This is a genomic window from Gemmatimonadetes bacterium SCN 70-22, from assembly GCA_001724275.1.
In the GTDB taxonomy this organism is placed as follows: domain Bacteria; phylum Gemmatimonadota; class Gemmatimonadetes; order Gemmatimonadales; family Gemmatimonadaceae; genus SCN-70-22.
The window spans coordinates 327,615-353,264 of sequence record MEDZ01000002.1 but is presented as its reverse complement, the minus strand read 5'-3'; the positions used below and the strand labels follow the sequence as shown (position 1 = coordinate 353,264).

At 70.0% G+C, this 25,650-nt stretch carries 17 protein-coding genes and 1 pseudogene (1 of these 18 cut by a window edge); 8 read left to right on the top strand and 10 right to left on the bottom strand.

Annotation, left to right across the window (positions count from 1 at the left end; all coding sequences use genetic code 11):
- Positions 1–258: 258 nt before the first annotated feature.
- Both ABS52_01525 and ABS52_01520 read right to left on the bottom strand, forming a co-directional pair.
- Complete coding sequence (locus ABS52_01525) at positions 259–3,450, bottom strand: glycosyl hydrolase (GenBank protein ID ODT05432.1); 3,192 nt, start codon at positions 3,448–3,450, stop codon at positions 259–261.
- 185 nt (positions 3,451–3,635) lie between these two features.
- Complete coding sequence (locus tag ABS52_01520) at positions 3,636–4,232, bottom strand: hypothetical protein (protein ID ODT05388.1); 597 nt, start codon at positions 4,230–4,232, stop codon at positions 3,636–3,638.
- A 180-nt stretch (positions 4,233–4,412) separates the two neighbouring features.
- Here ABS52_01520 and ABS52_01515 point away from each other — a divergent pair, with 180 nt between their 5' ends.
- The 3 genes from ABS52_01515 to ABS52_01505 all read left to right on the top strand — a co-directional run bounded on the left by ABS52_01515 (position 4,413) and on the right by ABS52_01505 (position 6,598).
- A complete protein-coding gene (locus ABS52_01515) occupies positions 4,413–4,967 on the top strand; it encodes a hypothetical protein (GenBank protein ID ODT05387.1) in 555 nt (184 codons plus the stop codon).
- A 138-nt stretch (positions 4,968–5,105) separates the two neighbouring features.
- Positions 5,106–6,035: a hypothetical protein gene (locus ABS52_01510; GenBank protein ODT05386.1), complete on the top strand. Its 930-nt coding sequence runs from the start codon at positions 5,106–5,108 to the stop codon at positions 6,033–6,035.
- A 44-nt stretch (positions 6,036–6,079) separates the two neighbouring features.
- Positions 6,080–6,598, top strand: a complete 519-nt coding sequence (locus ABS52_01505) for a hypothetical protein (protein ODT05385.1) — start codon at positions 6,080–6,082, stop codon at positions 6,596–6,598.
- A 158-nt stretch (positions 6,599–6,756) separates the two neighbouring features.
- Here ABS52_01505 and ABS52_01500 read toward each other — a convergent pair whose 3' ends face one another.
- The 6 genes from ABS52_01500 to ABS52_01475 form a co-directional block, all read right to left on the bottom strand.
- Positions 6,757–8,229 (bottom strand): hypothetical protein, encoded by a 1,473-nt coding sequence (locus ABS52_01500; protein ODT05384.1) that lies wholly within the window; start codon positions 8,227–8,229, stop codon positions 6,757–6,759.
- The gene (locus tag ABS52_01495) at positions 8,226–8,996 is read right to left on the bottom strand and encodes a hypothetical protein (GenBank protein ODT05383.1); all 771 of its coding nucleotides are present in this window, start codon (positions 8,994–8,996) and stop codon (positions 8,226–8,228) included. The genes ABS52_01500 and ABS52_01495 overlap by 4 nt, the downstream gene beginning before the upstream one ends.
- 84 nt (positions 8,997–9,080) lie before the next feature.
- Complete coding sequence (locus tag ABS52_01490; GenBank protein ID ODT05382.1) at positions 9,081–12,092, bottom strand: hypothetical protein; 3,012 nt, start codon at positions 12,090–12,092, stop codon at positions 9,081–9,083.
- Between the two features lie 94 nt (positions 12,093–12,186).
- The gene (locus ABS52_01485; protein ODT05381.1) at positions 12,187–12,780 is read right to left on the bottom strand and encodes a hypothetical protein; all 594 of its coding nucleotides are present in this window, start codon (positions 12,778–12,780) and stop codon (positions 12,187–12,189) included.
- 178 nt (positions 12,781–12,958) lie between these two features.
- Complete coding sequence (locus ABS52_01480; GenBank protein ID ODT05431.1) at positions 12,959–14,737, bottom strand: hypothetical protein; 1,779 nt, start codon at positions 14,735–14,737, stop codon at positions 12,959–12,961.
- 206 nt (positions 14,738–14,943) lie between these two features.
- A complete protein-coding gene (locus ABS52_01475; GenBank protein ID ODT05380.1) occupies positions 14,944–16,179 on the bottom strand; it encodes a hypothetical protein in 1,236 nt (411 codons plus the stop codon).
- Positions 16,180–16,825: 646 nt separating this feature from the next.
- On the opposite strand from ABS52_01475, the gene ABS52_01470 reads away from it, so the two are divergent.
- The gene (locus tag ABS52_01470; GenBank protein ID ODT05379.1) at positions 16,826–19,951 is read left to right on the top strand and encodes a hypothetical protein; all 3,126 of its coding nucleotides are present in this window, start codon (positions 16,826–16,828) and stop codon (positions 19,949–19,951) included.
- Between the two features lie 402 nt (positions 19,952–20,353).
- Here the strand turns inward: ABS52_01470 and ABS52_01465 are convergent, their stop codons facing one another.
- On the bottom strand, positions 20,354–20,857 hold the full coding sequence (locus ABS52_01465) for a hypothetical protein (GenBank protein ODT05378.1): 504 nt from the start codon (positions 20,855–20,857) through the stop codon (positions 20,354–20,356).
- Positions 20,858–21,579: 722 nt separating this feature from the next.
- Between ABS52_01465 and ABS52_01460 the strand changes: the two genes are divergently transcribed.
- From ABS52_01460 to ABS52_01450, 3 genes are all read left to right on the top strand, one after another.
- A complete protein-coding gene (locus ABS52_01460) occupies positions 21,580–21,828 on the top strand; it encodes a hypothetical protein (protein ODT05377.1) in 249 nt (82 codons plus the stop codon).
- A gap of 115 nt (positions 21,829–21,943) precedes the next feature.
- Positions 21,944–22,366: a hypothetical protein gene (locus tag ABS52_01455; protein ID ODT05376.1), complete on the top strand. Its 423-nt coding sequence runs from the start codon at positions 21,944–21,946 to the stop codon at positions 22,364–22,366.
- A gap of 142 nt (positions 22,367–22,508) precedes the next feature.
- Positions 22,509–23,531: a hypothetical protein gene (locus ABS52_01450; protein ODT05375.1), complete on the top strand. Its 1,023-nt coding sequence runs from the start codon at positions 22,509–22,511 to the stop codon at positions 23,529–23,531.
- A 144-nt stretch (positions 23,532–23,675) separates the two neighbouring features.
- On the opposite strand, the gene ABS52_01445 is transcribed toward ABS52_01450, so the two are convergent.
- The gene (locus ABS52_01445) at positions 23,676–24,551 is read right to left on the bottom strand and encodes a hypothetical protein (protein ID ODT05374.1); all 876 of its coding nucleotides are present in this window, start codon (positions 24,549–24,551) and stop codon (positions 23,676–23,678) included.
- 150 nt (positions 24,552–24,701) lie between these two features.
- On the opposite strand from ABS52_01445, the pseudogene ABS52_01440 reads away from it, so the two are divergent.
- Positions 24,702–25,650 (top strand): annotated as a pseudogene (locus ABS52_01440) (hypothetical protein) (it continues 634 nt past the right edge of the window).

The following is a 25,650-nucleotide window of genomic DNA, read 5'->3' as shown; positions in this document are numbered from 1 at the left end:
CGCCGGAGGCGTATGCGCGGTGGGGGGTGGGGGGGTGGGTACGGGTGGATTTTGGGGGGATTTCAGGGGGGGAAGGGGGGGGTGTAGGGGGGTGAACACGGAGGGGCACGGGGGGACGGAGGGGCACGGGGGAGGGCAAGAACACGGGGGAGGGCAAAAACTCCGGGGAGGGCAAAAACTCGGGGGAGGGCAAAAACACGGGGGCGCCTTGGAGGGCGACCCCGGTTTCCGTTGCGCGATGTATGGTTGGTGCCGGTGTCAGGGTTGCACGTTGCAGCCGTCCACCTTTACACAGTCGGGGTCGATGGGGGGGAGGTTGAGGCGCGCCAGCTCCTTGTTCACGGCGACCAGGTCGGTCTTCCACACCTGTGCCAGCCGATCGGTGTAGCCCTTCAGCTCGGTGGTGAGGATCCCGAAGATCTCGGGCATGTTGGTGGTGGGGCGGCCGTCGCCGCGCTCGCTCATCGCGAGGAGGTTGGCGAGGCGGTTGTTGACCTTGATGGGGAAGTTGAGCGGGTCCTGCCCCGACTGGTTGCGCACCTGGTAGACGTTCTCCTCCACCGCGGAGGCATCGGTGCGCAACGTCTCGCCGGCCGACTTGAGGGCGGCATCATTCGCTGCGCGCTTGTAGCGGTCGTCCAGCTGCGACTTGACGCGACGGATGGCGATGACCGAGCGATTGGCTTCGGTGGCCTTGTCGCGGACCTGGCGCCCGAAGCGGTACTGGGCGACGAGGTCGGCGTCGGTGACGTCGGCGATCCATGGGTTGCGCCTGACGGTGACCGGGGCGGTGAGCTTCTTGCCGTCGACGGTGAGGCGCGCGGTGTAGCGCCCCGGGGGGAGCATGGGGCCATTGGTGCCGGCTCCCCAGAGGATCATCCCCGGAAACGAGACGATCCCCTCGGCGCGCCCGTCCCAGAGGAGGCGCTGGAGTCCGGTCCCCTTGGGGAGGTAGGTCACGCCGCCGCGGCGCCCGCCCCCTGCGGGGGGGCGCGTGGAGTCGGGGCGCGTCGTGTCCGGCACGAAGGTGCGGAGGGCGACGCCGGCGGAGTCGAGGATCTCGAGCGATGCCGACTTGTAGGGGTGCCCGAGCCACCAGCTGATCACGATGCCGGGGCCCGAGCGTACCAGGGTGGGCGGGGTGAAGAGGTGGGCGTCGGAGGCGAGGATCGCCGGGGTGGCCTGCCGGAGCGGGGCGATGTTGTCGAGCACCCAGAATCCGCGCCCGTGCGTCCCGATCACGAGCTCGTTCGCCTCGACGATGAGGTCGGCGACCGGGACGTCGGGGAGGTTGAGCGAGAGGTTCTCCCAGTTGGCACCGTCGTCATACGAGATGTAGACGCCGTGCTGGGTGGCGGCGTAGAGGAGCCCCTGGCGCGTGGGATCCTCGCGCACGGCGTGCACGTAGGCGTCGGCGCGGATGCCGTTGACGATCTTCGTCCACGTCTTCCCGTAGTCGGCGGTCTTGAAGATGTACGGTGCGAAGTCGTTGAGGAGCGGCTTGCGGACCGAGACGTAGGCGGTGCCTGACGAGAAGTTGGAGGCGTCGATCTGCGAGACGCGCCCGAAGTCGGGCATCTCCTTCGGCGTCACGTTGGTCCACGTCTTCCCGAAGTCGCGGGTCACGTGCACCAGGCCGTCGTCGCTCCCCGTCCAGATGACGTTCACGTCCTTCTTGCCCGGGCCGACGGAGAAGATGGTGCCGTAGACCTCGGGGCCGTTCATGTCGCCGGTGATCGGGCCGCCGGACTTCTCCTGGGTTTCGGGGGCGTGGCGGGTGAGGTCGCCGGAGAGGCGCAGCCAGGTCTTGCCGCCGTCGCGCGTGGCCCACAGGCGCTGCGACGAGACGAACAGGAGCTTGGGGTCGACCTTCGAGAAGAGGATCGGGAAGGTCCACTGCCACCGTTCCTTGATCTCCTTGCTCGGCTCGCCGGAATAGAACCACGGGTACGGGTTCACCTCGCGCGATGTTTGCAGCCGGCGGTTGAACTTGTCGACGTAGGCGCCGTTGTTGGTCCCGGAGTAGAAGACGTCCGGGTCGAGCGGGTCGGGGGCGATGTAGCCCGGCTCCCCGCCGCCGGCGACGTATGACACGGACATCCCGCCCAGCGTGATGTCGCGGCGGGTGGTGTCGCCGCTGTTCCCCATCCCGCCGCGCCGCCCGCCGCTCCCCAGCCCGAAGGCGGCGGCGTTCCAGTTGAACGGGGTGCAGAGGGTGGAGTTGTCCTGCTGCGACCCGCAGACGTGGTACGTGGTGTGGGCGGTGGTGATGACGTGGTAGAACTGCTCGGTGGGGTAGTCCTGGTCGGTCCAGCGGCCGCCGGTGTTGCTGCTGACGGCACCGCCCCCGTCATTGCCGACCACCAGGTGCGCCGGGGCGTCGGGGTCGATCCACAGGTCGTGGAAGTCGCCATGCGTCCCGTTGTCGATGGCCTTCATCGTCTTGCCGCCGTCGGTGGAGCGGAACATGGACGTGTTCTGCATGTAGACCACGTCGGCATCGCGCGGATCGGCGAAGACGTGCGTGTAGTAGAACGCACGCTGGCGGATGGAGCGATTGTCGTTGACCAGCGACCAGCTGGCGCCGGCGTCGTCGCTGCGGAACAGGCCCCCCTTCTCGTTCTCGACCAGCGCGTAGACGCGGTTGGAGTTGGCCCCGGAGACGGCCACGCCGATCCGCCCCACGAGCCCCGCCGGCATCCCCGGGTTGCGGGTGATCTCGGTCCAGGTCTCGCCGCCATCGGTGCTCTTGAACAGCCCGCTGCCGGGGCCGCCGCTCGACATCTGGTATTCCTTGCGGTACGCCTCCCACAGCGATGCGTAGAGCACGTTGGGGTTGTTGCGGTCGATCGAGATGTCGATGGCGCCGCTCCGGTCGTCGCGGAAGAGGACGCGCTTCCACGTGTTGCCGCCGTCGGTGCTCTTGAAGACGCCGCGCTCGTCGCTCGGGACGGAGTACTTGCCGAACGAGGCGACGTAGATGATGTCGGGGTTGGTGGGGTGGATGCGGATCTTGGAGATCCCGTGCGACTCCTTGAAGCCGACGTGCGTCCAGGTCTTCCCGCCATCGCGACTGCGATAGACGCCGTCGCCGGGCATGATGTTGCCGCGGATGCAGGTCTCGCCGGTGCCGATGAAGACGAGGTCGGGGTTCGACTCGCTCACGGCGACGGCGCCGACCGAGGCGCTGGTGATCAACCCATCGGTGACGGGCATCCAGTTCTCGCCGCTATCGGTCGTCTTCCACAGCCCGCCGCCCACGGCGCCGAAGTACGCCTCGTTAGGGCGCCCCTTCACGCCGCTGACGGCGATGGAGCGCCCACCCCGGTCGGGACCGATGTTGCGCCAGCGGTAGCCCGCGCGGAGGGCGGAGTCGAGGGCGACTGGGGCGGCCGCATGCTCGACGGTGGGCGGCGGTGCACCGATCACACCGAGCGTGTCGGGGGCGATCGCCGGGAGGGCGGCGATGGCGGGGAGGGCGAGGACCAGCAGGGGGCGCAGCGGGAGCATGTGCGGGCCGGGTTCGGGCGGGGGGGATACGCGATACCTCTCGGGCAACGGCTATTGCGCGGGCAACGTTGGCGCGTGGGCACCGCGCCGGCAACCGCAAACGGGAGGCTCCCCGGTGGCGCGCGTCATTGCCCGCCGGGAAGGTCGCGGGGCGTGCCGCCGGGGAGCATCAGGTCCTGCAGGAAGAACGCGGCCAGTTCGGCGCGCCCGGCGAGCCCTGATTTCTGGTAGACGGCAACCGCATGTTGCCGCACGGTGCGCTCGCCGCGCCCGGTCTGTGCGGCGACCTGCTTGTGGCCGTACCCCTTGAGGAGGAGGAGGGCGACCTCGCGCTCGGTGGGGGTCAGTCCCCACGCGGTGAACTGGCGGTCGATGGCCTGGCCGAGTCCCGCGAGCACCGATTCGGCGCTGCGCCGCCACGCATCGCGCTCGGCCGCTTGCACTTCGAGGGATCGCCGCGTGGCGGCGAGGGTGCGCTGGGTGCCGGCCAGCGCGATCGCCGCGCGTCGCCACTGCAAGGAGAGGAGGGCGATCGAGCCCAGGCTGAAGAGGATGAGGGCGAGCTCGAAGAGGACGTGAGCCGACAGCAGGCGCTCCGGCTTGTCGAGCACGAGATCGGTCGTTCCCCCGATGGCGACCAGCGCGAGGATCGCGATGGTGGGGAGCGGATAGCGAACGGAGGGCGGCGCCAGCAGGTCGTCCTCCTCGTCCTCGTCGTTCATCGGCGGTTCACCTGGTGCGGGGGAAGGGGGGTCCGGCAAATGTCGGAGCGACACCTGCGGCTCACAAGCGCGTCACCTGCCGGATTCATGGGGAGGCGAGGGCGGCGCACCTTGCAGCGTCGACGAAAGCGTCGAGCGACCACATGGTCGAGTCAGTCACCGCTGGCAGGAGTCAGGCATATGCAGTCCTTCCTTCCCTTTCCGCTGCACCCGGCGATCGTGCATTTCCCGATCGCGCTGTCGGTGCTCCTTCCGTTCTTCGCCGTGGGGGCCATCTGGGCCATCAGGCGGGGGACACGCCCACGCCTGGCGTGGGGGGTGACGACGGCGCTGTTCGCGGCGTTGAGCCTGAGTTCGTGGGTGGCCGTGGAGACGGGCGAACAGCAGGACGAGCGGGTGGAGAAGGTGGTCGCCGAGGCCCCGCTGGATTCGCACGAGGAGGCGGCCGAGGCGTTCCTGTTGTTCTCGCTCGGGGTGCTGGGCGTTGCAGCCGTCGGGTTGGTCCCGGGGAGGGTGGGGAGCGGGGCGCGCCTGCTCGGGGCGCTCGGGTCGGTGGCGCTGCTGGGAGCCGGCTATCGCGTGGGGCATTCCGGAGGCCAGCTGGTGTACCAGTACGGGGCCGCCAGCGCCTACACCTCGGGGGGGACGGTGGAGCGGGGGGGAGAGGTCGTGCGGGAGCCGGGGAGCAACGGTGAGCGGTCTCGGGCGAAGCGAGGGAACGACGACGATCGCTAGCCGCGCGGCGGTACCCGTTGTGCCGGCGGGGAGGTGCGGCGTCGCGTCGACCACAGGCGCGCGCTAGTGCCGAACCGCACGAGCGACGAAGTTGCCCGGGCCGGGAGGTCCGGGCATTTCGTTTTCAGCGAGGGGGACATGCCACAGGTCGCGATCGTGGGCGCGGGGATCATCGGGAGCTCGTGGGCGCTGGTGTTCGCCCGGGCCGGGTGGGGCGTGCGCGTCTTTGCCCGGCATGCCGCGGTGCGCGACAGCTTGCACGGGCGCGTGGCCCGGTCGGCGGAGCAGGCGCGGGCGATCGCCCCCGGCGTTGCACCGGACGATATCGTCGGGCGGATCGCGGTCGCGGCGTCGCTCGAGGAGGCGCTGGACGGCGCCTCGTGGGTGCAGGAGTCGGTGGAGGAGGATCGGGAGGTCAAGGCGCGACTCTTCTCGGCCATGGACGTTGCGGCTGGGGCGGACGCGATCCTCGCCAGCTCGACCTCGTCGATCGGGGCGAGCCACTTCGCCCCGGCGCTCGCGGGGCGCGCGCGCGTGATCGTGGCACACCCGGCCACGCCTCCGCACCTGATCCCGGTGGTGGAGATGGTCCCGGCGCCGTTCACCAGCGACGCGGTGGTGTCGCGCGCCTTCGCCGTCATGCGGAGCGTGGGGCAGGTGCCGGTCCTGGTGCGGCAGGAGCGCCCGGGCTTCGTGATGAACCGGCTGCAGGGGGCGCTGCTCACCGAGATGTTCGGCGTCATCCGCGACGGGGTGATGTCGCCCGCCGACGTGGACGCGCTGATCCGCGACGGCTTCGGGCTCCGCTGGGCGTGGTTGGGGCCACTGGAGGGGGTCGACCTGAACGCACCGGGTGGGATCGCCGACTACCTGGGACGCTACGGCTTCATGTTCGACCAGATGGCGCGCGAGCGGGGGGCGACGGAGCCGGTGGTGACACCCGAGATCACGCAGGCGGTGGCGGCGGCGATGCGGGAGCGCCTGCCGCTGGAGGGGCTGCCGCAGCGGGTGGCGTGGCGCGACGAACGGATGGCGGCCTTGCGGGCGCTGCGCGGGGCGATGGGATAAGGGCGGGCGCGCGCCGCCGGCTCTGGTGCGCCCTCGCCCTGGCGGTGGCCTACGTCCTCGCGACGCTCACGCTCGTCACCGCTCCGCTCCCGGCGGTCTTCGCGCTGGCGTTCGCCACGCCGTTCGCCCTGTCGCACGGCGCGGCATTCCTCGTCTCCGATGCGCTGCGCCGCCGCGCGCCGCGCTGGATGTCGCGGGTGATCTTCCCGTCGCTCATGGTGCTGGCGGAATTCGGGATGCACCGCCTGACGCCGTTCGGGTCGTGGGCGGCGGCGGCGTACACGCAGGTGGAGAACCTTCCCCTGTTGCAGGGGGCGTCGCTCGCGGGGGCGAAGCTGGTCGCGTGGAACGAGGGCGCCAACGCCGTCCCTCCGGAGAGTGATGGAACGGGCGAACGCCCGGCTCATCGAGTTCACGACGCAGGAGTACACCGAGACGCCGTTGCTTCAACATGGGGACGGGGATCGCGCACTTCGCCCGCGACCATCCCCGGCTGTATCGGGCGCTCTTCGTCGAGACCGACCGGTTCCGGGAGATCGTCGAGGCGATGCTGCAGCAGCTGACGGAGGACATGCGGCGCGACGCCCGGTTCACGACGATGAGTCGCGCGCGGCGCGCGAGGCTGCTGGAGACGATGTGGACCTACACGCACGGGGTGGCGTCGCAGATCGCGGTGGGGCTCACGCGCCGAGAGCAGCGCGTGCGGCTCGCGGCCGTGGTGTCAGGGCGCTGGCGCGAGCGGAAGGACGAGGCGGAACTCGGTGCGCCCGGGGCGCGACTCCATCAGCTGCAACGTCCCGCCGTGGGCCTCGGCGATGCGGCGCGAGATGGCGAGCCCGAGGCCGGCGCCGCTGGTCTCGCTCGCCCCCTCTTCCTGCCGTCCACGCGCGGGGTCGCCGCGGAAGAAGCGCTCGAAGACGCGTTCCTGGACGTCGGGGGCGATCCCCGGGCCGTCGTCGACGACGCGGATCTCGTAGCGGGGGGCGTCGTGGTCGTGCCGCGAGAGGGCGACCGTGACGTGCCCGCCCCCGACCGAGAACTTGATGGCGTTGTCGAGGAGGTTGAGGAGGAGGCGCCCCAGGAGGTCGGGATCGCCGTGGAAGGGGGCGTCGACGACGGGGAGGAGCTCCACGTGGACGCCACGCCGCTCGGCGATGGGGCGGACGGCGCGGGTGGCGCTGTGCACGACCTCATCGAGGTAGATGTCGCGGTGGCGGGCGACGAGGTGGCCGGCGTCGGCGCGGGCCAGGAGGAAGAGGTCGTCGACGATGCGCGTCAGGCGCGCGGCGGCGCCTTCCATCACGGCGACCGACTCGCGGTACTCCTCCTCGGTGCGATGGGGGCGCGAGAGGGTGACCTGGGCCTCGGTGGCGAGGATCGCGGTGGGAGTGCGGAGCTCGTGCGAGGCGTCGGCCATGAAGCGCCGCTGCTGGGCGAAGGCGCGCTCGAGGCGGTCGAGGAGGGAGTTGATGACGGTGGCCAGCCCGCCGAGCTCGTCGTGCGGCGAGACGACGGGGAGGCGCTCGTGGAGGTTGGCGTCGGTGATGGCGGCGGCGCGCGCGCCCATGGCGGAGACGGGCGAGAGCGAGCGGCGGGCCATGAAGTAGCCCCCGGCCGCCGCCGCCGCCAGGAGCAACGGGATGGCGACCAGGAAGGCGCGCCGGATGCGGGCCAGCACCTCCTCCACGTCGTGCAGCGGGGAGATACCCGCCAGGAGCAACGGCTCGCCGGCGATGCTGACGGTGCGGGCGTGGAGGCGGTAGGCGCCCCCGGGGCCGGCGAGGGTCACGAAGCGCGGGGTGCCGGGATCGACGCGCCCGGCGGCGGCCAGCGCCCGCGCGGGGTCGTACGCGGCGATGCCGCTGGCCCGCGCCTCGGCGTCGTCGGTGGCGCTGGCGGCCACGAGGCGTCCCGCCGAGTCGGCGATCACGATTTGCAGCTGCCGGAAGCGGACCTCGTGCACCGTGGTGCGCGCGGCGGTCGCGTTGTCGGGGGCGATGCGCCGCTCGTTCCCCAGCTCGCGGGCGAAGGCACTGAGCGCGTCGCTGACGAAGTGATCGGTGCGATCGAGGAGCGTGCGGTCGAAGACCACGTACGACACGATGGCGAAGGCGACGAGCGGGACCCCCAGCACCACCGTGAACCAGAGCGTGAGGCGGGCCCGCAGCGACGAGGGCCACCAGCGCAGCGTCATGTCCCGGGCTCGGGGGGAGCGGGGCGCGCCCCGGAACCGCTGCCGGGCGTGTCACCCTCCGGCGGGCCTTCGGCGCGCGCCGCGGTCGATGGTCCGGCCGGGACGTCGAGCATGAAGCCGGTGCCGCGCAGCGTCACGACCAGCGGGACGTCCTCGCCCTCGTCGAGCTTGCGGCGCAGCCGGCTGGCATAGACGTCGATGATGTTGGAGTAGGCGTTGCTCTTGTCGTCCCAGACGTGCTCCATGAGCTCGGCGCGGCTCACCACGCGCCCGGCGTTGCGCGCCAGGTGGTGAAGGAAGGTGAATTCCTTCGTGGTGAGCGGGATCTCCCGTCCCCGCCGCGTGACCAGGTGGCGGGTGGTGTCGATCACGAGGTCGCCGACGACGAGCCGGGGCGAGAGCACCTCGCCGCGTCGCCGGGTGAGGGCGCGGAGCCGGGCCAGGAGCTCGCCGAAGTCGAACGGCTTGGTGAGGTAGTCGTCGGCGCCGGCGTCGAGCCCCGTGATGCGCTGCTCGACCGCATCGAGGGCGGTGAGCATGAGGATGGGGACGGAGCTGCCGGCGGCGCGGATTGCCTTGCAGACCTCGAGCCCGGTGGCCCCCGCCATCAGGATGTCGAGGATGACGACGTCGTAGTCGTGCCCGCGCGACAGGGCCAGCGCCTCGGTGCCATTGGCGGCGAGGTCGACGACGTACGACGCCTCGCGCAGGCCGCGGGCGACGGACTCGCGCAGCTGACGGTCATCCTCGGCGAACAGGACGCGCACGGGAGGCGATGGTCGGAATGAAGCGGCGAAGGGGGACGCCGGGATGATAGCGGTCGGGAGGGCGGTCGCGCGATGGCGCCCGCCTCAGACGGCCTCGCCGCGGCGCAGGGCGTCGAGGAGCTCCATCGTCCGGCGCTCGGGGGTGGCCTCCAGCTCGCGGCGGAGGAGGGCGGTGAGGCGTTCGAACTGCAGGATGGCCTCGGCTCGCTGGCCGGCACGGGCCAGCGTGCGCATGAGGCGACGATGCGCCCCCTCGTTGAGCGGGTCGACCTGGATCACGCGCCGGTACCACTCGGCGGCGACGCCGGGGAGGGCGAGGCGCTGGGCGCGGGTGCCTAACGCCATGAGCGAATCGACATACAGGCGGTGGAGGCGGTCGCGCGGCGCCAGGTGCCAGTCGCCCACGTCCTCGCCGGAAAGGAAGTCGCCACGGTAGAGCGACAGCGCCTCGCGCAGGCGACGGGCCGCGTCCTCGTCCTCATCGTCGTTGCGGACCGCCGGCAGCGCCTCCGTGGCCCGCGCCTCGAACTCCGCGGCGTCGAAGCGGACGCCGAGCTCCCACGCCATGCGGTAGCGGTTGCGGTCGAACGCAATGAGATCGGCGCGTCCCAGCGAGCGACGGAGGTGATGGAGGAGGACGTGAAAGGAGTTCTTGACCTGCGCCGCCGTCGATTCGGGCCAGAAGGCCAGCCCGATCTGCTCGCGGGTACAGCCGTCGGGGTGGACCAGGAGGAAGAGGAGGAGCTCGCGCCCACGTGCATAGCGCCAGACATCGGGGGGAGCGGTGACGCCGTCGCGTCGGATCTCGAGCGGGCCAAGGGCGTCGACCTCGAGCGCGGGAGGTGAGCTCGGCGCGGAAGCCGCGGCGGGGAGCGCGGCGGGCGCGGCAGGCACGGCGGAAGGGGCGGCCCCGAACCCCGAGGGTGCCACGCCGCCAGCTGCATGCCGCGCGCTGGCATCGTCGGCGGCGGGATGCGCAGCGCGTAACCGCTCCAGCGCCTCGGCGATCACCTCCTGCATCGGCAGCCGCTCGCCTTCGGACCATGCCCGGTCGAAGGCCTCGGCGCCAAGCGACTGTCGCGCCTGGTCGATGAAGGGGGCCAGGCGCTCCTGGTCCAGCTGGAACTGTCGGGAGCCGATCAGGGCACGGTGGGCGTGCGCCGCCCCGTACAGGCGCGCCGCGTGCACATCGTCGCGACGCGCGCCGGCGACCATGGCCAGGAGCTCGAGGACGCGGGCGATCCAGAGCGCTTGCGGATCGCGCTGCAGCGCCTCGAGCGCCTCGCCCATCAGCGCGCCGGCCAGGGCGACGTCGCCCTGCTGAAAGGCGACGGTTCCGAGGATCTGCAGCGCGATCCCGAGCTCGCGCGGGGCGCCGAAGCGGCGCGCCACCTGTGCCGCTTCCTCGGCCAGCGACCGGGCGGTGTCGAGGTCGCGTTCCTTCAGGCGGAGGGTGACGAGGACCAGGAGCGCGAGTCGCTGCCCGTAGAGGTCGTCGCGCTCCCGGAAGACGGCGAGCGCCTGTCGCGCCGGCGCCTCGGCGCCGAGGTCGCCGACCTGCCCCATCGTGACGCCCAGGTAGGCGAGCGCGTAGGCTTCGCGGTGGACGTCGCCCTCCGCGTGGAGGATGGACGCGGCCTCCTCGAGCCACGGCCGGGCGACCGCCACCTGCGCCTGCAGGCTGGCGAGGATGCCGGCGCCGAGGAGGGCGATCCCCCGCGCGAGCGTCGGCGGCTGGGCCTCGGGGAGGGCGAGCGCCTCCTCGAGCCAGCGGCGTCCCTCGAACCAGAGTCCCGAGGAGTACCAGACCCAGGAGAGCGATCCCGCCAGCCGCAAGCAGCGCAACGGGGCGTGGTCGCGCGTCCACGCGAGGGCGGCGCGGAGGTTGTCCAGCTCGCGCACGACGCGCTCCATCCATGCGCCGCGCGCGCCGGTGATGAAGTGGGGCTCGGCCTCGCGCACGATGCCGATGTAGAAGCGTGCGTGACGCTCGCGCACCTCGTCGCCGCCACCCGCGGCGGCCAGGCGCACGGCGGCGTACTGACGGATGGTTTCCAGCAATCGATAGCGAACCGTCCCCTCGCCCTCGATCATCACGACGAGCGACTTGTCGACGAGGGTGACCAGCCGGTCGAGGATGTCGATGGCGTCGGCAGGGGTCGGCGCGCAGACCGACTCGGCGGCTTCGAGGGAGAAGTCGCCCACGAAGACGGAGAGCCGCTCGAGGACACGGCGGTCTCCCTCCTCGAGGAGTGCGTAGCTCCAGTCGATGGCTTCCTCCAGCGTGCGATGGCGCGAGGTGGCGGCGCGGGGGGCGCTCGTCAGCACGTGAAAGGCCTTGTCGAGCCGCGCCGCGATCTGGTCCGGCGAGAGTGCGCGCACGCGCGCGGCCGCGAGCTCGATGGCGAGAGGGAGGCCGTCGAGTCGGCGGCAGATGCTGGCGATGGGGCCGGCGTTCTCGGGTGTGAGGCGAAAGGCGGCGTGTGCCGCCTGGGCTCGTTCCACGAAGAGGCGCCCGGCCGGTGCGGCGATGACCTCGGCGGGGGTCACCGAGGGGGTGGCGGCGGGGGTGGCGAGCGTGGGGACGAGCCATGCACGCTCGCCCGCGATGCCGAGTGCCTCCCGACTCGTGGCCAGCACGCGTACGCCCGGAGCGCGGGTGATGAGGCGTTCCAGGAGGGTGGCGCAGGCGTCGACGAGGTGCTCGCAGTTGTCGACGACCAGGAGGAGCTCGCGCGAATGCAGGGCGTCGAGGAGCGAGTCGACGGCCGGGCGTGCCCCCATCTCCAGGTGAAGTGCCGCGCCGATGTACGAGGCGAGGAGCTGCGGGTCGGCCAGCGGTGCGAGGTCGAGCCAGGCGACACCGTCGCGGTGATGAGGCGCGAACTGGCTCGCGACCTCGATGGCCAGTCGCGTCTTTCCGCTGCCGCCGGCGCCGGTCAGGGTGAGCAAGCGCGTGGTGGCGAGGAGTTGCCGGAGCGTCGCGACCTCGTCGTCGCGCCCTACCAGCGGGGTGAGCGGCACCGGGAGCGGGGGGAGCACGACCGTCTCCCGCGGGGTGGGGACATCGTGCGCTGCCGCGACGGGAGATGTCATGTGGGCGAGTCGTCGTCCGCGGCGGGAGAAGTCGGCGTGCAGCGCTGGTGAGGGGGGTGACGCCGGCAATGATCCCTGTCCGCTGCCGGATGTGTCAACCCACGGCGTCGCCCCCCTGTTCCGCGAGGAATCGCGAGATGGCACGCCGGGACGCCGCGCTCGGATGATGCAGTGTCCCGGGGACGAGGAGGATGGGGACGGACGGGACGCCGATCATCGTCTCGTCGCCGATGCATCCCGCGACGGACTCGTCGGGCGCAAGCGAGTCGCTTCCGACCAGCATCAGCCGCTCGACGCGATCGCCGTGGTGGAGACTGAAGTGCAGGGCGTGCAGGGCATGCATCGCCGTCGCCACGATGCTGGTGCGCGCGATCCCGATCCCGTCGAGGAAGTCGGTGAGCCATCGCGAGAAGCCATGACGAGACGCGATCGCGGTCGGGGGGGAGGCGACCAGGACGCGCCGTGACGTGGCGATCGAGTGGAAGATCGACTGCTCCGTCCACTGCAGTGCGTCGAGCGAATCGAGGGCCGGCGCGATGACGACGGTCGTCGCGCCACGTCCGGCCCGCGCGTAGCGGGTTTCGAGCGCGCCGACGGTCACCGAGGCCAGGACCGGTCGCGGGCGGGTGTCGCCGCCCGTCGACGCCCCGGGAGTGTCTGGTGCTGCCGTGGAGGGGTCTTCGCGCATGGCCGTGCTCCGAAGGGCGCGAGCCGGCCTCCTACCCGATTGGAGGGGACCCACGGTGTGGAGCTCGCGCGCACTCCATGGACGGTAGGGCGTCCCGATTACGTGGGCGCTTAACGACGCCCGTGACCCGACGGGGCCGGCCAGGCGCGCGACGGCGAGGAGGTCGGTGCGCCCGGCCCTAACGATCCGTCGGTGCCGGGGGGGCGAGGTCGATGGCCTCGATGGCACGCGCCGCGATGGCGTCGATGCGGGCGTCCTGGTTGGCCTTGAGCGCCTTGAGCGAGCGGCGGGCGCGGCGGTAGGCCATGTGGACGAAGACGCGCGCGCAATCCAGCTCGCCCTCGACCGCCTCCGCGTTGCCGCCCGCGTGCTCGATCTCGGCCGTGGCGCGGGAGAGCGTCGCGGTGGCGAGGAAGAGGTCGATGGCGGCGTTGGCCAGGCGCTCCTGCACGTACTGCCGCTCGATGATGGCCTTGCCGTGCTTGCGGAGGGCCCACTCGACGCCGCGGGCCAGGGCGTGGACCTGTGAGGCGACCAGGTCGGCCTCGTCGGCGAGGGCGGGGTGCACGCGGGTGAAGTCGGGCTTGTTGAGCGTCCCCTTGGCGCGCCCGGCCAGGTAGCTGGAGATGGCGCCGAAGCCGTGGATGGGGTCCTGCAGCGCCTTGCCCAGCGCCTTGAGCCGCTCGCCCGGCTGCTGCAATCCCATGAGGGCGATGAGGGCACGCAGGATCTCGTTGGTCCCCTCGAAGATGAGCATGATGCGCGAGTCGCGCACGCTCTGTTCGAAGGGGAACTCCTTCGAGTAGCCCATCCCGCCGGCCATCTGCAGCGCCTCGTTGGAGGCACGATAGGCCATCTCGGAGGCGTAGACCTTGCACGCCGCCGTTTCCAGCGAGAAGTCGATGCCCCCCTGGTCGACCATGCCGGCGGTCAGCATCCACGCCGCATCCAGCGCATAGCACTCCGCAGCTGCAAGGGCGATCTTGCGGCGCAGCATCTCGAACGAGGCGATGGGGCGCCCGAACTGCTCGCGCTGCTTGGCGTAGGCGATGGCCTCGTTCATGATGGCCCGCGTGCCGCGCGCCGAGCCGGCGGCGAGCCCCAGGCGCCCGGAGTTGAGGATCTCGAGGGCGATCTTGAAGCCGTGGCCCACGTCTCCCAAACGATTGGCAGCTGGGACACGCACGTTGTCGAACACCACCGAGCGCGTGTCCGACGCCTTGATCCCCATCTTCTCCTCGAGCTTGCCGAGGGAGATGCCGGGGGAGTCGCGCTCGACGATGAAGGCGGTGACGCGCTCCTTCCGCTTGCCGTCGATCTCGACCGGGACCTTGGCGAAGACGGTGAAGAGCCCGGCGTAGCCGGCGTTGGAGATCCAGATCTTGGTCCCGTTGAGGATGTAGGCGTCGCCCTCGGGCGTCGGGACGGCGGTGGTCTTCATGGCCTGGGCGTCGGAGCCCGAGCCGGGTTCGGTGAGGCAGAAGGCGGCCACCAGTTCGCCCGCGGCGCAACGCGGAAGGTACTGCTGCTTCTGTTCCTCGGTGCCGAAGAGGACGATCCCCTTGCAGCCGATGGACTGGTGGGCGCCGAAGTACACGGCGAGCGCCGGGTCGGTGGCGCCGATCTCGCCGAAGACGCGGTTGAAGACCTTGGCGCTGGCGCCGAAGCCGCCGTACGCCTCGGGGATGTTGAGCCCCATGAGCCCCAGGGCGTGGAACCCCTCGCGCATCTCGTCGGCGAAGCGGCCGTCGTGGTCGTGCTTCCGCATGTCGATGTGGTCCTTCGCGAACGCGCGGAAGGCATCGAGGATGGCGTCGAGACTCTCCTTCTCCTCGGCGGAGAGCGTCGGGAAGGGGAAGACCATCTCCTCGCGGAGCTCGCCGAGGAAGAGTCCCTTGATGAAGGAGGGATTCTCGTCGGGAGAGGCGAGGTGGGGGCGGGTCGCTGGATGGGGGATGGCGGATGGAGGCATGACGTGGGTCATGGCGGGCTCTCATCGCGATCGGCGCGGCGGCCGGTGCGCGGATTGGCGTCGGGTGGCGCGAACAGGGGCGATCCAGGGGATGCCAAGAGTCTAGGCAATTGCGCGGGGCGGCGCATCCCGGCCCTACCGCCAACCCCCCCGCTTCTCCCCTACGCTCGCGGTGGCCAGGACCGCGCCGCTCACAACCAGTTCGCCGGTACCCCCACGATCCGCTCGTCGAGCAACCGCGGCTCCGTGTCGGTGTTCACCACGATCCCGAGTCGCCCCTTCTGCTCGTCGAGGAAGTCGCGCATGGTACGCAAGTCGCGCGGCGCGATGGTCGACGAGTGCTTCACCTCGATCGCCACGAGGCCGAAATCACCCTCCAGCACCAGGTCCAACTCGGCGCCGGCACTCGTGCGGTAGAACGACGCGTCGGCCCCGACACCGCGGGCGGCGAGTTGGCGCAGGATCTCTTCCACCACCATGCCTTCCCACGACGCGCCGGCCTGCGGATGGCTGAGCAGAGCCTCCAAGTCGGGAATGCGCAGCAGCGCATGCAGCAAGCCGCTGTCGCGCAAGTAACCTCGCGGGTGCTTGACGAGGCGCTTGACCGAATCTCGGCTAAATGCCGGGAGCCTGCGCCAGACGAACGTACCGTGGGCAATGTCGAAGTAGTCGCGCGCGGTGGGTTGCGACACCGGCAGCGCACGCGCGGTCTCGGCGTAATTCAGGATGCGACCGGAGAGTCCGGCGAGCAACTCGAGGAATCGGCGGAAGCGCACCTCGTCCAGTCCAGGGAATAGCCGCTTGATGTCGCGATAGAGATACGACTGGACGTACTGCTCCATCCATCGCGAGCGGAAGCGATCGCCAGGCGTGAGCCACGGCTCGGGAAAGCCGCCGCGGAACCAGAAGTCGTGCACTGCGTCCAGCCCGCCCCTGGGGGTGAGGCCATCGATGAGATCAACGGGCTTCGCGCGCCGATGCGAGAGCCGCGCAAGCAGCGAATCCCTCTCGACGGTGCGCGTGACCTCGGCGAACGAGAACGGCGAGAGCTCGATGATCCCGACGCGTCCGGCGAGGCTCTCGGAGATCGCCGTGAGGAGTTCAGGCGAACTCGATCCCGTGATGACGAATCGCCCCTTCTCTGGCCGGTGCTCGTCGATCGCGACGCGCAAGGCGGCGAAGATCTCGGGAAGAAGCTGCGCTTCGTCGATCGCGACCTGGCGCGGGTAGAGGCGCAGGAAGGTGTCGGGGTCGCGCGCCACGAGGGCGTGGTCGGCACGCCGTTCGAGGTCGAAGACCTTCCACTCCTTGGGGAGTGTGCCGAGCAGGGTGGTCTTGCCGCACTGGCGCACCCCGAGGATCGCGACGCAGGGGAAGGTCGCGAGGTATTCGTCGAGGAGAGGGGCAACGGCGCGGGGAAGAATCATCGTGCAAAATCAAACACACGCTTTGATTTTGCAAGGTATTGCGGAGACGAAACGGGGCAGGCCGGCAGTACCGTGACGCGGCAACCGTACCCCCCCGCCTCCTCGCGCGGTGTCGATGTAGCGCGCTCGGTTCCGGCGCAGCGCGGCCATTTCGCGCCCCGGTTGCGTGGCGAGGAACGGAAAGAGCGAGAGCATCGGGATGACGGCGATGTCCAGGAGGAGACGGTTCGCCGGCGACCACGGCCACCGCCGCGACCACCGCCGCGACCACCGCGCTGGTCACCGCCACCTGCAACCCGCCGAGTCCGAGGATGGGGGCGCGCAGGCGCCACAACATCGCCGGCTCGAGCTCGAGCCCCATCAGGAAGAGCTTCATCACCACGCCGAACTCGGCGAAGTGCATGACGTCCTGCCCTTCGGTCCCTACAAGTCCGAACGGGGCATCGTGCGGGGGATTCGGGTCCAACGCCGGGGCTCGGCCGTTGCGTTATCATCTTGCCGAACCCTCCCGGGGGCCGCAACGTGCCCTTGTGCGCCTCAGGCATGTCCCTGCGCACCGGCGCGTCCAACCCACCTTGCCATACCTGCACTGATGCACACCCCATCATTCGACCGTCTCGCCGCGCCACTCCTCCTCGCGGGCGCCATGGCGCTGTCTGCCCTTCCCGCGGCGCTTCCGGCGCAGGGGCGCAGCGCCCCCGCGGCGGCGGCCGCGATCGCCGCCTTCGACACGACGGTCTTCAACGCCATCCGCTGGCGCAACGTCGGGCCGTCGCGCGGCGGGCGCGCCAATGCGGTGGCCGGGATCCCGTCGCAGCCGCTCACCTACTTCGCCGGCTACACCGGCGGTGGGCTCTGGCGCACCGACAACGCGGGGATCTCGTGGCGCAACGTCTCCGACGGCTTCTTCAAGACGAGCACGATCGGGGCGATCGCCGTGGCGCCGAGCGATCCCAACGTGATCTACGTGGGGAGCGGCGAGCATGCGGTGCGCGGGCAATCATCCACGTACGGCGACGGCGTCTACAAGAGCACGGACCAGGGGAAGACCTGGGTGAACATGGGGCTGGCGGCGACGAAGCAGATCTCGCGTGTGGCGGTCCACCCGAACAACCCGGATGTGGTGTACGTCGCGGCGCAGGGCGACCGGTGGAAGGGGACGCCGGACCGCGGCGTCTATCGTTCCACCGACGGCGGCAAGACGTGGACGCTGGTGCTCAAGGGGGAGAACGCGACGAGTGGGGCGGCGGGAATGTCGATGGACCCGAACAACCCGCGCATCATCTACGTGGCCATGTGGGATCACCAGCGCACGCCGTGGTTCGTGCGCTCCGGGGGGCCGGGGAGCGGGATCTGGAAGACGACCGACGGCGGTGACACGTGGACACGCCTGACGACGGGGCTCCCGAAGCTGATGGGGAACCTGGACGTCGCGGTTTCGCCCGCCGATCCCGAACGCGTGTACGCCATCGTCGAGGCCGAGAAGGGGGGGCTCTATCGCTCGGACGACGCGGGGAAGACGTGGCGCCTGCTCAGTGAGGACCGCCTGATCCAGACGCGCGCCTGGTACTACATGGACATCATCGCCGACCCGAAGAACGCCGACGTGGTGTGGGTGATGAACGCGCCGGTGCTCCGGTCGATCGACGGCGGGAAGACGTTCGCCGTGGTGAACGCGATGCACGGCGACAACCACGGGCTGTGGATCAACCCGCAGAACCCGGACTACCTCATCAACGCCAACGACGGCGGCGCCTCGGTCTCGCTCGATGGTGGGAAAAGCTGGAGCACGCAGGACAACCAGCCGACGGCGCAGTTCTACCACGTGACCGTCGACGACGACTTCCCGTACAAGCTCTACTCGGGGCAGCAGGACAACTCGTCGGTGATCATCCAGTCGCGCTCCGACGGCTTCATGATCACCGAGCGCGAGTGGAAGAACGGACCGGGGTGCGAGAGCGCCAACATCGGGGTGAGCGGAAAGAACCCCCGGTATGTGTACGGCGGGTGCTACCAGGGGCTCATCGACGAGCTGGACCAGGAGACCGGGTTGTCGCGCGACATCATGGCGTACCCGGAGATGAACCTCACCGAGCCGACCGACAAGACGAGGTACCGCTTCAACTGGACGGCGCCGATCGTGGTGTCGCAGCACGACCCGAACGTGATCTTCCACGGGGGCAACGTGCTGCTGCGCTCGCGCGACCGCGGGCAGTCGTGGGCGCCGATCTCGCCCGACCTCACGCGGAACGACAAGAGCCGGCAGGGGTGGGGCGGGGGGCCGATCACGAATGAAGGGGCGGGGGGCGAGGTATACGGGACGATCTTCGTGATCGAGGAGTCGCCGCACGACGCGCGGACGCTGTACGTGGGGACCGACGACGGCCTCGTGCAGCTGACGAGGGACGGCGGGGCGACGTGGACCAACGTCACGCCGCCAGCTGCAGGGGACGGCCTGGTGAACGAGCTCGAGGTGTCGCCGCACGACGCGGCGACGGTGTACGTCTCGTTCCGCAAGGATCGCGTGGGCGACCCGGCGCCGTACATCTATCGCTCGGCCGACTACGGCAAGACGTGGACGCTGCTGGTCAACGGGCTGCGCGCGGGCGAGCCGGTGCGCGTGGTCCGCGAGGACCCGGAGCGGAAGGGGCTGCTGTTCGCGGGGACCGAGACGGGGGTGTACGTGTCGTTGGACGGCGGGGCCAGGTGGCAGGCGTTCTCCGGCAACCTTCCGGTCGTCCCGGTGACCGACCTCGAGGTGCGGCACGGCGACCTGGTCGCCTCCACCGAGGGGCGCGCCTTCTGGATCCTGGACGACCTGTCGGTGATCCGCCAGCACGCCGAGGCGGTCGCCTCGGCGAACGTGCACCTGTTCACGCCGCGCACGGCGTTGCTGCTGGCGAGCGGCGGCGGCTTTGGCGGCTTCGGGGGCGGCCCGATGGTGGGGCGCAACCCGCCGAGCGGGGCGGTGGTGCACTATCGACTGGCGAGCGCTCCCGACAGCGCGACGACCGTGCGCCTGGAGTTCCTGGACAGCAAGGGAGCGGTGGTGCGCTCGTACTCCAACAAGGAAGGGACGGGGCCGGCGCGGCTGGCGCCGAAGGCCGGCTACAACATGTTCGCCTGGGACCTGCGCCGGCCGGCGCCGACCCAGCTGCCGGGGGTGCTGCTGTTCGGCGCGCCCAGCGCGGGGGCGCGCGTCCTCCCCGGGACGTACACCGTGCGGCTGACGGTGGGGAGCACCACCCAGTCGCAGACGTTCGAGGTGCAACAGGACCCGCGCCGGGTGACGCCGGTGGCGCAGCTGGCGGCGCGCGACTCGGTGGCCAACCTGCTGGTGTCGCGCATCGGCGAGATCCACGACGCGGTGAATCGCGTGCGTGACCTCAAGACGCAGGTGCAAGGCTTCGTGACCCGCACCAAGGATTCCGACAGCGCCAAGGCGATCGCGACGATGGGCGGGACCATCACCAAGAAGCTGGAGACGGTCGATCCCAAGCTCACGACCAAGGCGCAGAACGGGCAGGACATCATCAACTACGCCAACGGGATCAACGGGCAGTACGGCTTCCTGCTGGGGCAGCTGGAGGGGAACCCCGAGCTGACGCAGGGGATCCGGGAGCGGCTGGCGGCGCTGGAAAAGCTGTGGAGCGCGCTCCGCAACGAGGTGGACACCATCGAGAACGTCGACATCGCGGCGTTCAACAAGTTGTTGGAGGCGGCGAAAGTGGACGGGGTGATCGGGAAGAAGAAGGCGGGGACGGTGATGTAGCAGGCGACTAGTGGAATTGGCCGCGCCCCCAGCACGCTCGTGGTGGGGGCGCGGCCGTTGATCTTCCGTGCCTGATGCGCTGGCCCGGCGCAACGTCTCGCGCGAAGCGACCTACTATTGACAGTGGTCAAAGGGCGCCCCAACTTGCGAAAGCAGTGCCCGCGGCACCAGGGCGGAGTGGGGATGAAACGGGAGGAGGCGATGCCGAGAGGATGGGCGCGATGCTGGCGGTCGCGATTCGCAGCGGTGGTGATAGCGGCGGCCTCTGTGGGAATGGCGAGCCCGTTCCAGGCACAGGAAGCGGTCGTGTTGCGCACGGCGTCATGTGTTCGCTGCAGCATCGCCGTTTCGACGCTTGCGGTCCTTCAGACGCAGCCGGACGCCATCCCGGCGTTTCCGTGGTCATTCAGCCACGATGCGCGTGGGCGTGTGTACGTTCTGCAGCCCGACGAGCGCCTCCCGCCGCTCGTGTTCGCCCCCGAGGGACGACTCATTCGGGTGCTGGGGCGGCGAGGAAACGGCCCAGGGGAGTACCAGGGTGCCAGTGCGTTGGCGGCAGCTGTAGGAGACACGCTCTACGTCGCGGATCGACCAGGGCGTCGCTTGACGGTTCTCGATCCCGAGTGGCGCTTCGTTCGACGGGCCCCGCTTCCCGGCGCGGTGACGGCGATGGCGAGTACCGTGGATGGAGCGCTGGTCGTGAACGCGCGCCTCGCGGACCGTGAGCGGTTCGGCCAGCCCTATCACATCGTGGATCGACTGGGAAACCATGTGCGATCCTTCGGTCATGATCGCACGCAACCGCTTCTTCCCGACGAAGGGTGGCGCATGCTTCGCGTGCTGACCCCCGATCGTGAATCGGGTTTCTGGGGCGCCGCGGTATACGGGGAGTTTCGAATCGAGCATTGGTCGGCTGATGGTCGACTTCGGTCATCCTTCATCAGGAAGACGGAGTGGCTTCCGAACCTTCGCGGTCCCGTGCCGGTGATATCCCCGACGAGCCCTCCCGGGCCGAGCATAAGAGGAATCACGCAGGACTCGGCGGGGCGGATCTGGATTCTGGCGCTCGTAGCCGATACGTCCTGGCATCGTGGACTCTCCCGGGGGCGGCAGGAGGCAGAGGCAGGTGTCTCTTACGACATCGACAACCTGGACCGGACGTTCGATTCGATCATCGAGGTGATCGATCCGAGGCGTCGCGTGGTCCTCGTCTCCACACGTATCGACGAAGCCTACGGGTACGCACTTCCTGGTGGTCGTGCGGTACACATCCAGGTGGGCCGCGATGGTGAACGACGCGTCAGGGTGGTGCGGTTGCACCTGACAGGTGCAGAGTAGCAGGCAGACGAAGGTAACCACTGACTTGTGGAGGGGGCATGCGTGCACCGGCTATGGTGGCATATCTTGGGCTTGGTTTGTTAGGTGTTGGAGTCACTGCAATGAGCCCCGAGAGCGCGGACGCGAGGCTCCTGAGGCCGTTTGTGGATCTCCAGGGTTGCGTTAGCTGTGATGAGTGCGGGTGGTTCACGACGAAGCACGAAACAACAGGATCCTTCGGTTCCAAGAAGGGGCCGCCGCATGAGTGCATTTCAGGAGCGTGCGCGAACCACATCAACTGCGGGGACGAAGTGCCACAGGATGATGCGCTGATGCAGACCACGGAGCATTCGAACGACGAGATTTCGATACTCATGCGGCGCGCGGTGAACGGTGATCGGGAATCGTTGCGCTCGCTGATCGACAGACATCGCCGCCAGGCGTATCTCGATTCGACGAACAGCGTGCTCCAGCTCGTCGCTTGTGGTGGCGGCGTCATCGGACAGATTCCTCTTGACCCATCGATGATTTCATTGGCACAGCACCTGCTGACCGAGTAGGATGCGTGCCCGGTCACCCCAGCTCCTTGGTGTAGCTGGCATCCTCGTTCTCGCGGCAGGCCTCGCCGTGATTGGGTATACGAGAGGCGGCACGACATCGGGTGCGGAGGTACCAATGCTCAAGGGCGCGCTGGCAACGTTGCGTCCGGTGCACCTCAAGACCTTGGCGCTCTGTGCCACCGACCGCTCCGGGGCAGAGGATACCGGCGTGTACTATCATTGCGTCGGCACCCGTGCGGGGTACGAGGCGTCGGTCGATCTGACGCGTGATTCCGTCATGCTTCGCGCGCTGTTCATGTGGAGCGATACGTCGGACGCCTTCGTCGACTCCGTGTTCGGGGCGCGGCGCCGGTTCTATCAGGATCGCCTTGGGCCAGGGCGCCGCTGCGCGCAGTACCACTACACGTGGGAGATCGCTGACAGCGGACACATCGCCGTGGCACGCGCCGGTAAGTCGGCGTCGCGAGGCGATTCATCATGGGGTAAGGTCATCGAACTCCTCGATCGACGCCCTCTTCCCGCGTTCCTCCAGTGCTGACCGCGCCGGAACGCGGCTGGCGTCGTCGCCTGGCGGGCACTCCGCGCGCGTTGTGAGGGTCCTCTCCGGATCACGTGTCTCTATGCTAGCGACCGGCGTAGCCCCCACCGTCGGTACGATACCGAGTTCCGGAGAAGTCCCCATGTTGCGCCCCACATACCTCATTCGCAGCGCGACGCTTGCCGCGCTCGCGCTCTCCGTCGGCGCCTGTGCCGACTTCCTCTCCACGAGCGGCACGCCGAACGCGACCACCAGCCAGGCGCTGACCGCTGCCTTCAGCACCGTCCCCGTCGGCTTCTCCAGCAACACCAGCAGCTACGCTGGCGACACCGATGGCGTGGCGTCGCTCTGGCTCCCCGGCCCCCGCGGACACGCCTTCGGGCGTGACGGGTTGATGGGGGGCGGGCTCGGCCCGGAGTTCGCCGGAGGGATCGCCGCGGGGCGCGGCTTCGCGCACCTCGGTCCCTTCGGCGGCCGCTTCGGCGGGGGACACAGCTGCGATGGCGACTTCGACGCCTCCAGCGGATGGTTCGTCTGCGACCCGTTCACGCGCAACGGCGTGACGGTCAACCAGCAGATGCAGTACAAGACGACGGCCGGCGCCGTCCAGCAGGCCTTCGACACCGCCACCACCAACTCGGTGCAGGTGCAAACAAGGGTGGCGGGGACGATCAGCTTCGTGCGGGATTCGATGCACGCCATGGGGTGGGGCGGGCGCCACGGCCCGCCGCACGTGGGGCGCTTCATCGGCGACAGCAACACCGTCCTGGCCGCCAACACGACGCTGAACCACGTGAGCGACCGCACGGTGACGGGGCTGGCGAGCGGGAGCACCAAGCGCACCATCAACGGCACGTCGAGCGGTGAGGAGTCGACCACCGGGACGACGAGCAACGGGGCGTTCAGCGCCAAGCGCGTCGCCGCCGACACATCGAAGGGGGTCGAGATCCCCATCACCGACGGCCGGCCGACCTATCCGACGGCGGGGACGGTGATCCGGACGATGTTCGCGAGCTACACCGTGGGCGGTGCGACCACGACGGCGAGCCGCCGCGAGGTCATCACCTACGACGGGAGCAGCACGGCGAAGATCACCATCACGATCAACGGCGAGACCAGGAGCTGCACGATGGCGCTGCCGCACGGGCGGCCGGCCTGCCCGTAACCGCTCCGGCGGATGCTGCCTGCGGGGTGAATCCACTCCAACAGGCGCCGCGCACCGTCGATCCGGGACGCACCAACGAGAACCCCCTGCCACTCGTCGCGGCAGGGGGTTCTCATTTGCCCGCAGGGTGCGCCGCGCGCGTGACTAACGCTTGGAAGCCGGCTTGCCGGGAGCGCCCGCGCCCTTGCGCGTCGTCGCAGCGGCCGGCTTCGACGCCTTCGGCGCCGCCGGCGCGGCCGGCGCGGCCTCGGGGTCGACCACCTGGACGAAGCGCTTCATGTTCTCGGTCATCGGGATCGCCTTGAGGCGCCAGCGGTCCCTGATGCTGTTCCAGGGGCCGCCGGTGTAGGCGCGGGCGGCGCGATAGCCGGCGGCACGTACCGCCGAGTCGCCGGCCGTGGCCAGGGCACCGAAGGGATAGGAGAAGTACTCGGTCGCCGACTCGCCGAGCTTCTGGCGCAGGAGGTCACGGCTCCCCGTGACTTCCTCGTGCATCTGCTTCGCGTCCTTCATCTTGTCGACGCGCACGTGCAGCGAGGTGTGCGAGCCGATCGTCATCCCCGCCTCCTGCAGCTCCCGGAACTGCGCCCAGGTGAAATAGCGCGGGTTGCGGTCCATGGCGTGGGTGAAGGGGAAGAAGGTCGCGGTGAAGCCGAGCTTCTTCAGGACGGGGATCGCGTTATGCAGCTGGTTCACGCGCCCGTCGTCGAAGGTGATCACGACGGCCTTCGCGGGGAGCGTGCGCTTCCCTTCCAGCGCCTCGACCAGCGCGGTGAACGAGACCACGGGGATCTGCTTGTCCTTGAGGTACTGCATCTGTGCGGCGAAGACCTCGGGGCGCATGGTGAGGTCGGGGGCACGGATACCGCGCGCCTCGGCGGCGGGCTGGATGTTGTGGTAGACGAGGATGGGGACGCGCAGCGAGTCCGGGGGCGTGGGGCGCCCCTGGGCGTCGGCGGATGTCGGGTGCGAAAGGGCCAGCGTGATGGCGAGCGACAGGAAGCGGAGCGGAGAGGTCATGCGGGAATGATAGCAGGGGGCGTCGCGGGCCGGCTGGAGGCGGTGCGGCTCGTGCGGGCATTGCCGGACATCGCGGAGCGGGGTGACGCGTTACAATGTCCCCCCATCCCTCGCTGGAGGATTACACACGTGCGTGGCGCCGACCTGTTGATGAGCTCCCTCGCCCGAGCGGGGGTGGAGATGTGCTTCGCGAATCCCGGCACATCGGAGATGCATCTGGTGGCGGCGCTCGACGCGGCTCCGGGTATCCGCCCCGTGCTGACGCTGCACGAAGCGGCGGCGAGCGGGGCGGCGGATGGGTGGGGTCGGGTGACGGGGCGGCCGGCCAGCACGCTGCTGCACCTGGGGCCGGGGCTGGCGAACGCCCTCTCGAACCTGCACAACGCGCGCCGGGCGGCGACGCCGCTGGTGAACGTCGTCGGCGACCACGCCAGCTATCACGTCGCCAACGACCCGCCGCTGGCGAGCGACATCTCGGCGCTTGCCGGGGTCGTGTCGAGCTGGGTGGGGACGGTTCCCGACGCCGCGTCGATGGCGCGGGGGGCGACGGAGGCGGTCGGGGCGGCGATGGGGCCGCCAGGCGCAATCTCCACCCTCATCGTTCCGACCGATGCGGCGTGGGGGGAGGTGGATGGCGCCGTGGGTGCGCAGGGGGGGGCCGACGGGGGTGCGCGGGCGGTGACGGCTGGAGTGGGAGCGCTCGCGTGGCGCGGGACTCCGGTGGCGCCGCGCGTGGTGGAAGGGGTTGCGACCGCGCTCGCCAGCGGCGCGCCGGCCATGATCCTCATCGGCGGGCGCGCGATGCACGCGGGAGCGGTGGAGCATGCCTCGCGCATTGCCGCCGCGACCGGAGCTCGGCTCTGCTGCACGCCGTTCACCGCGCGTTCGCATCGCGGGGCGGGAAGTGTGGCCATGGAGCGGCTCCCGTACTTCCCGGAGATGGTGCTGCAGATGCTGGCCGGGATACGGCACCTGATCCTGGTGGATGCCACGTCGCCGGTGGCGTTCTTCGCCTACCCCGGGCTCCCGGGGGCACTGGTCCCCGAGGGGTGTGCCGTGCACGTGCTGGCCGAGGGGGGCGACGACGTGGCGGGGGCGC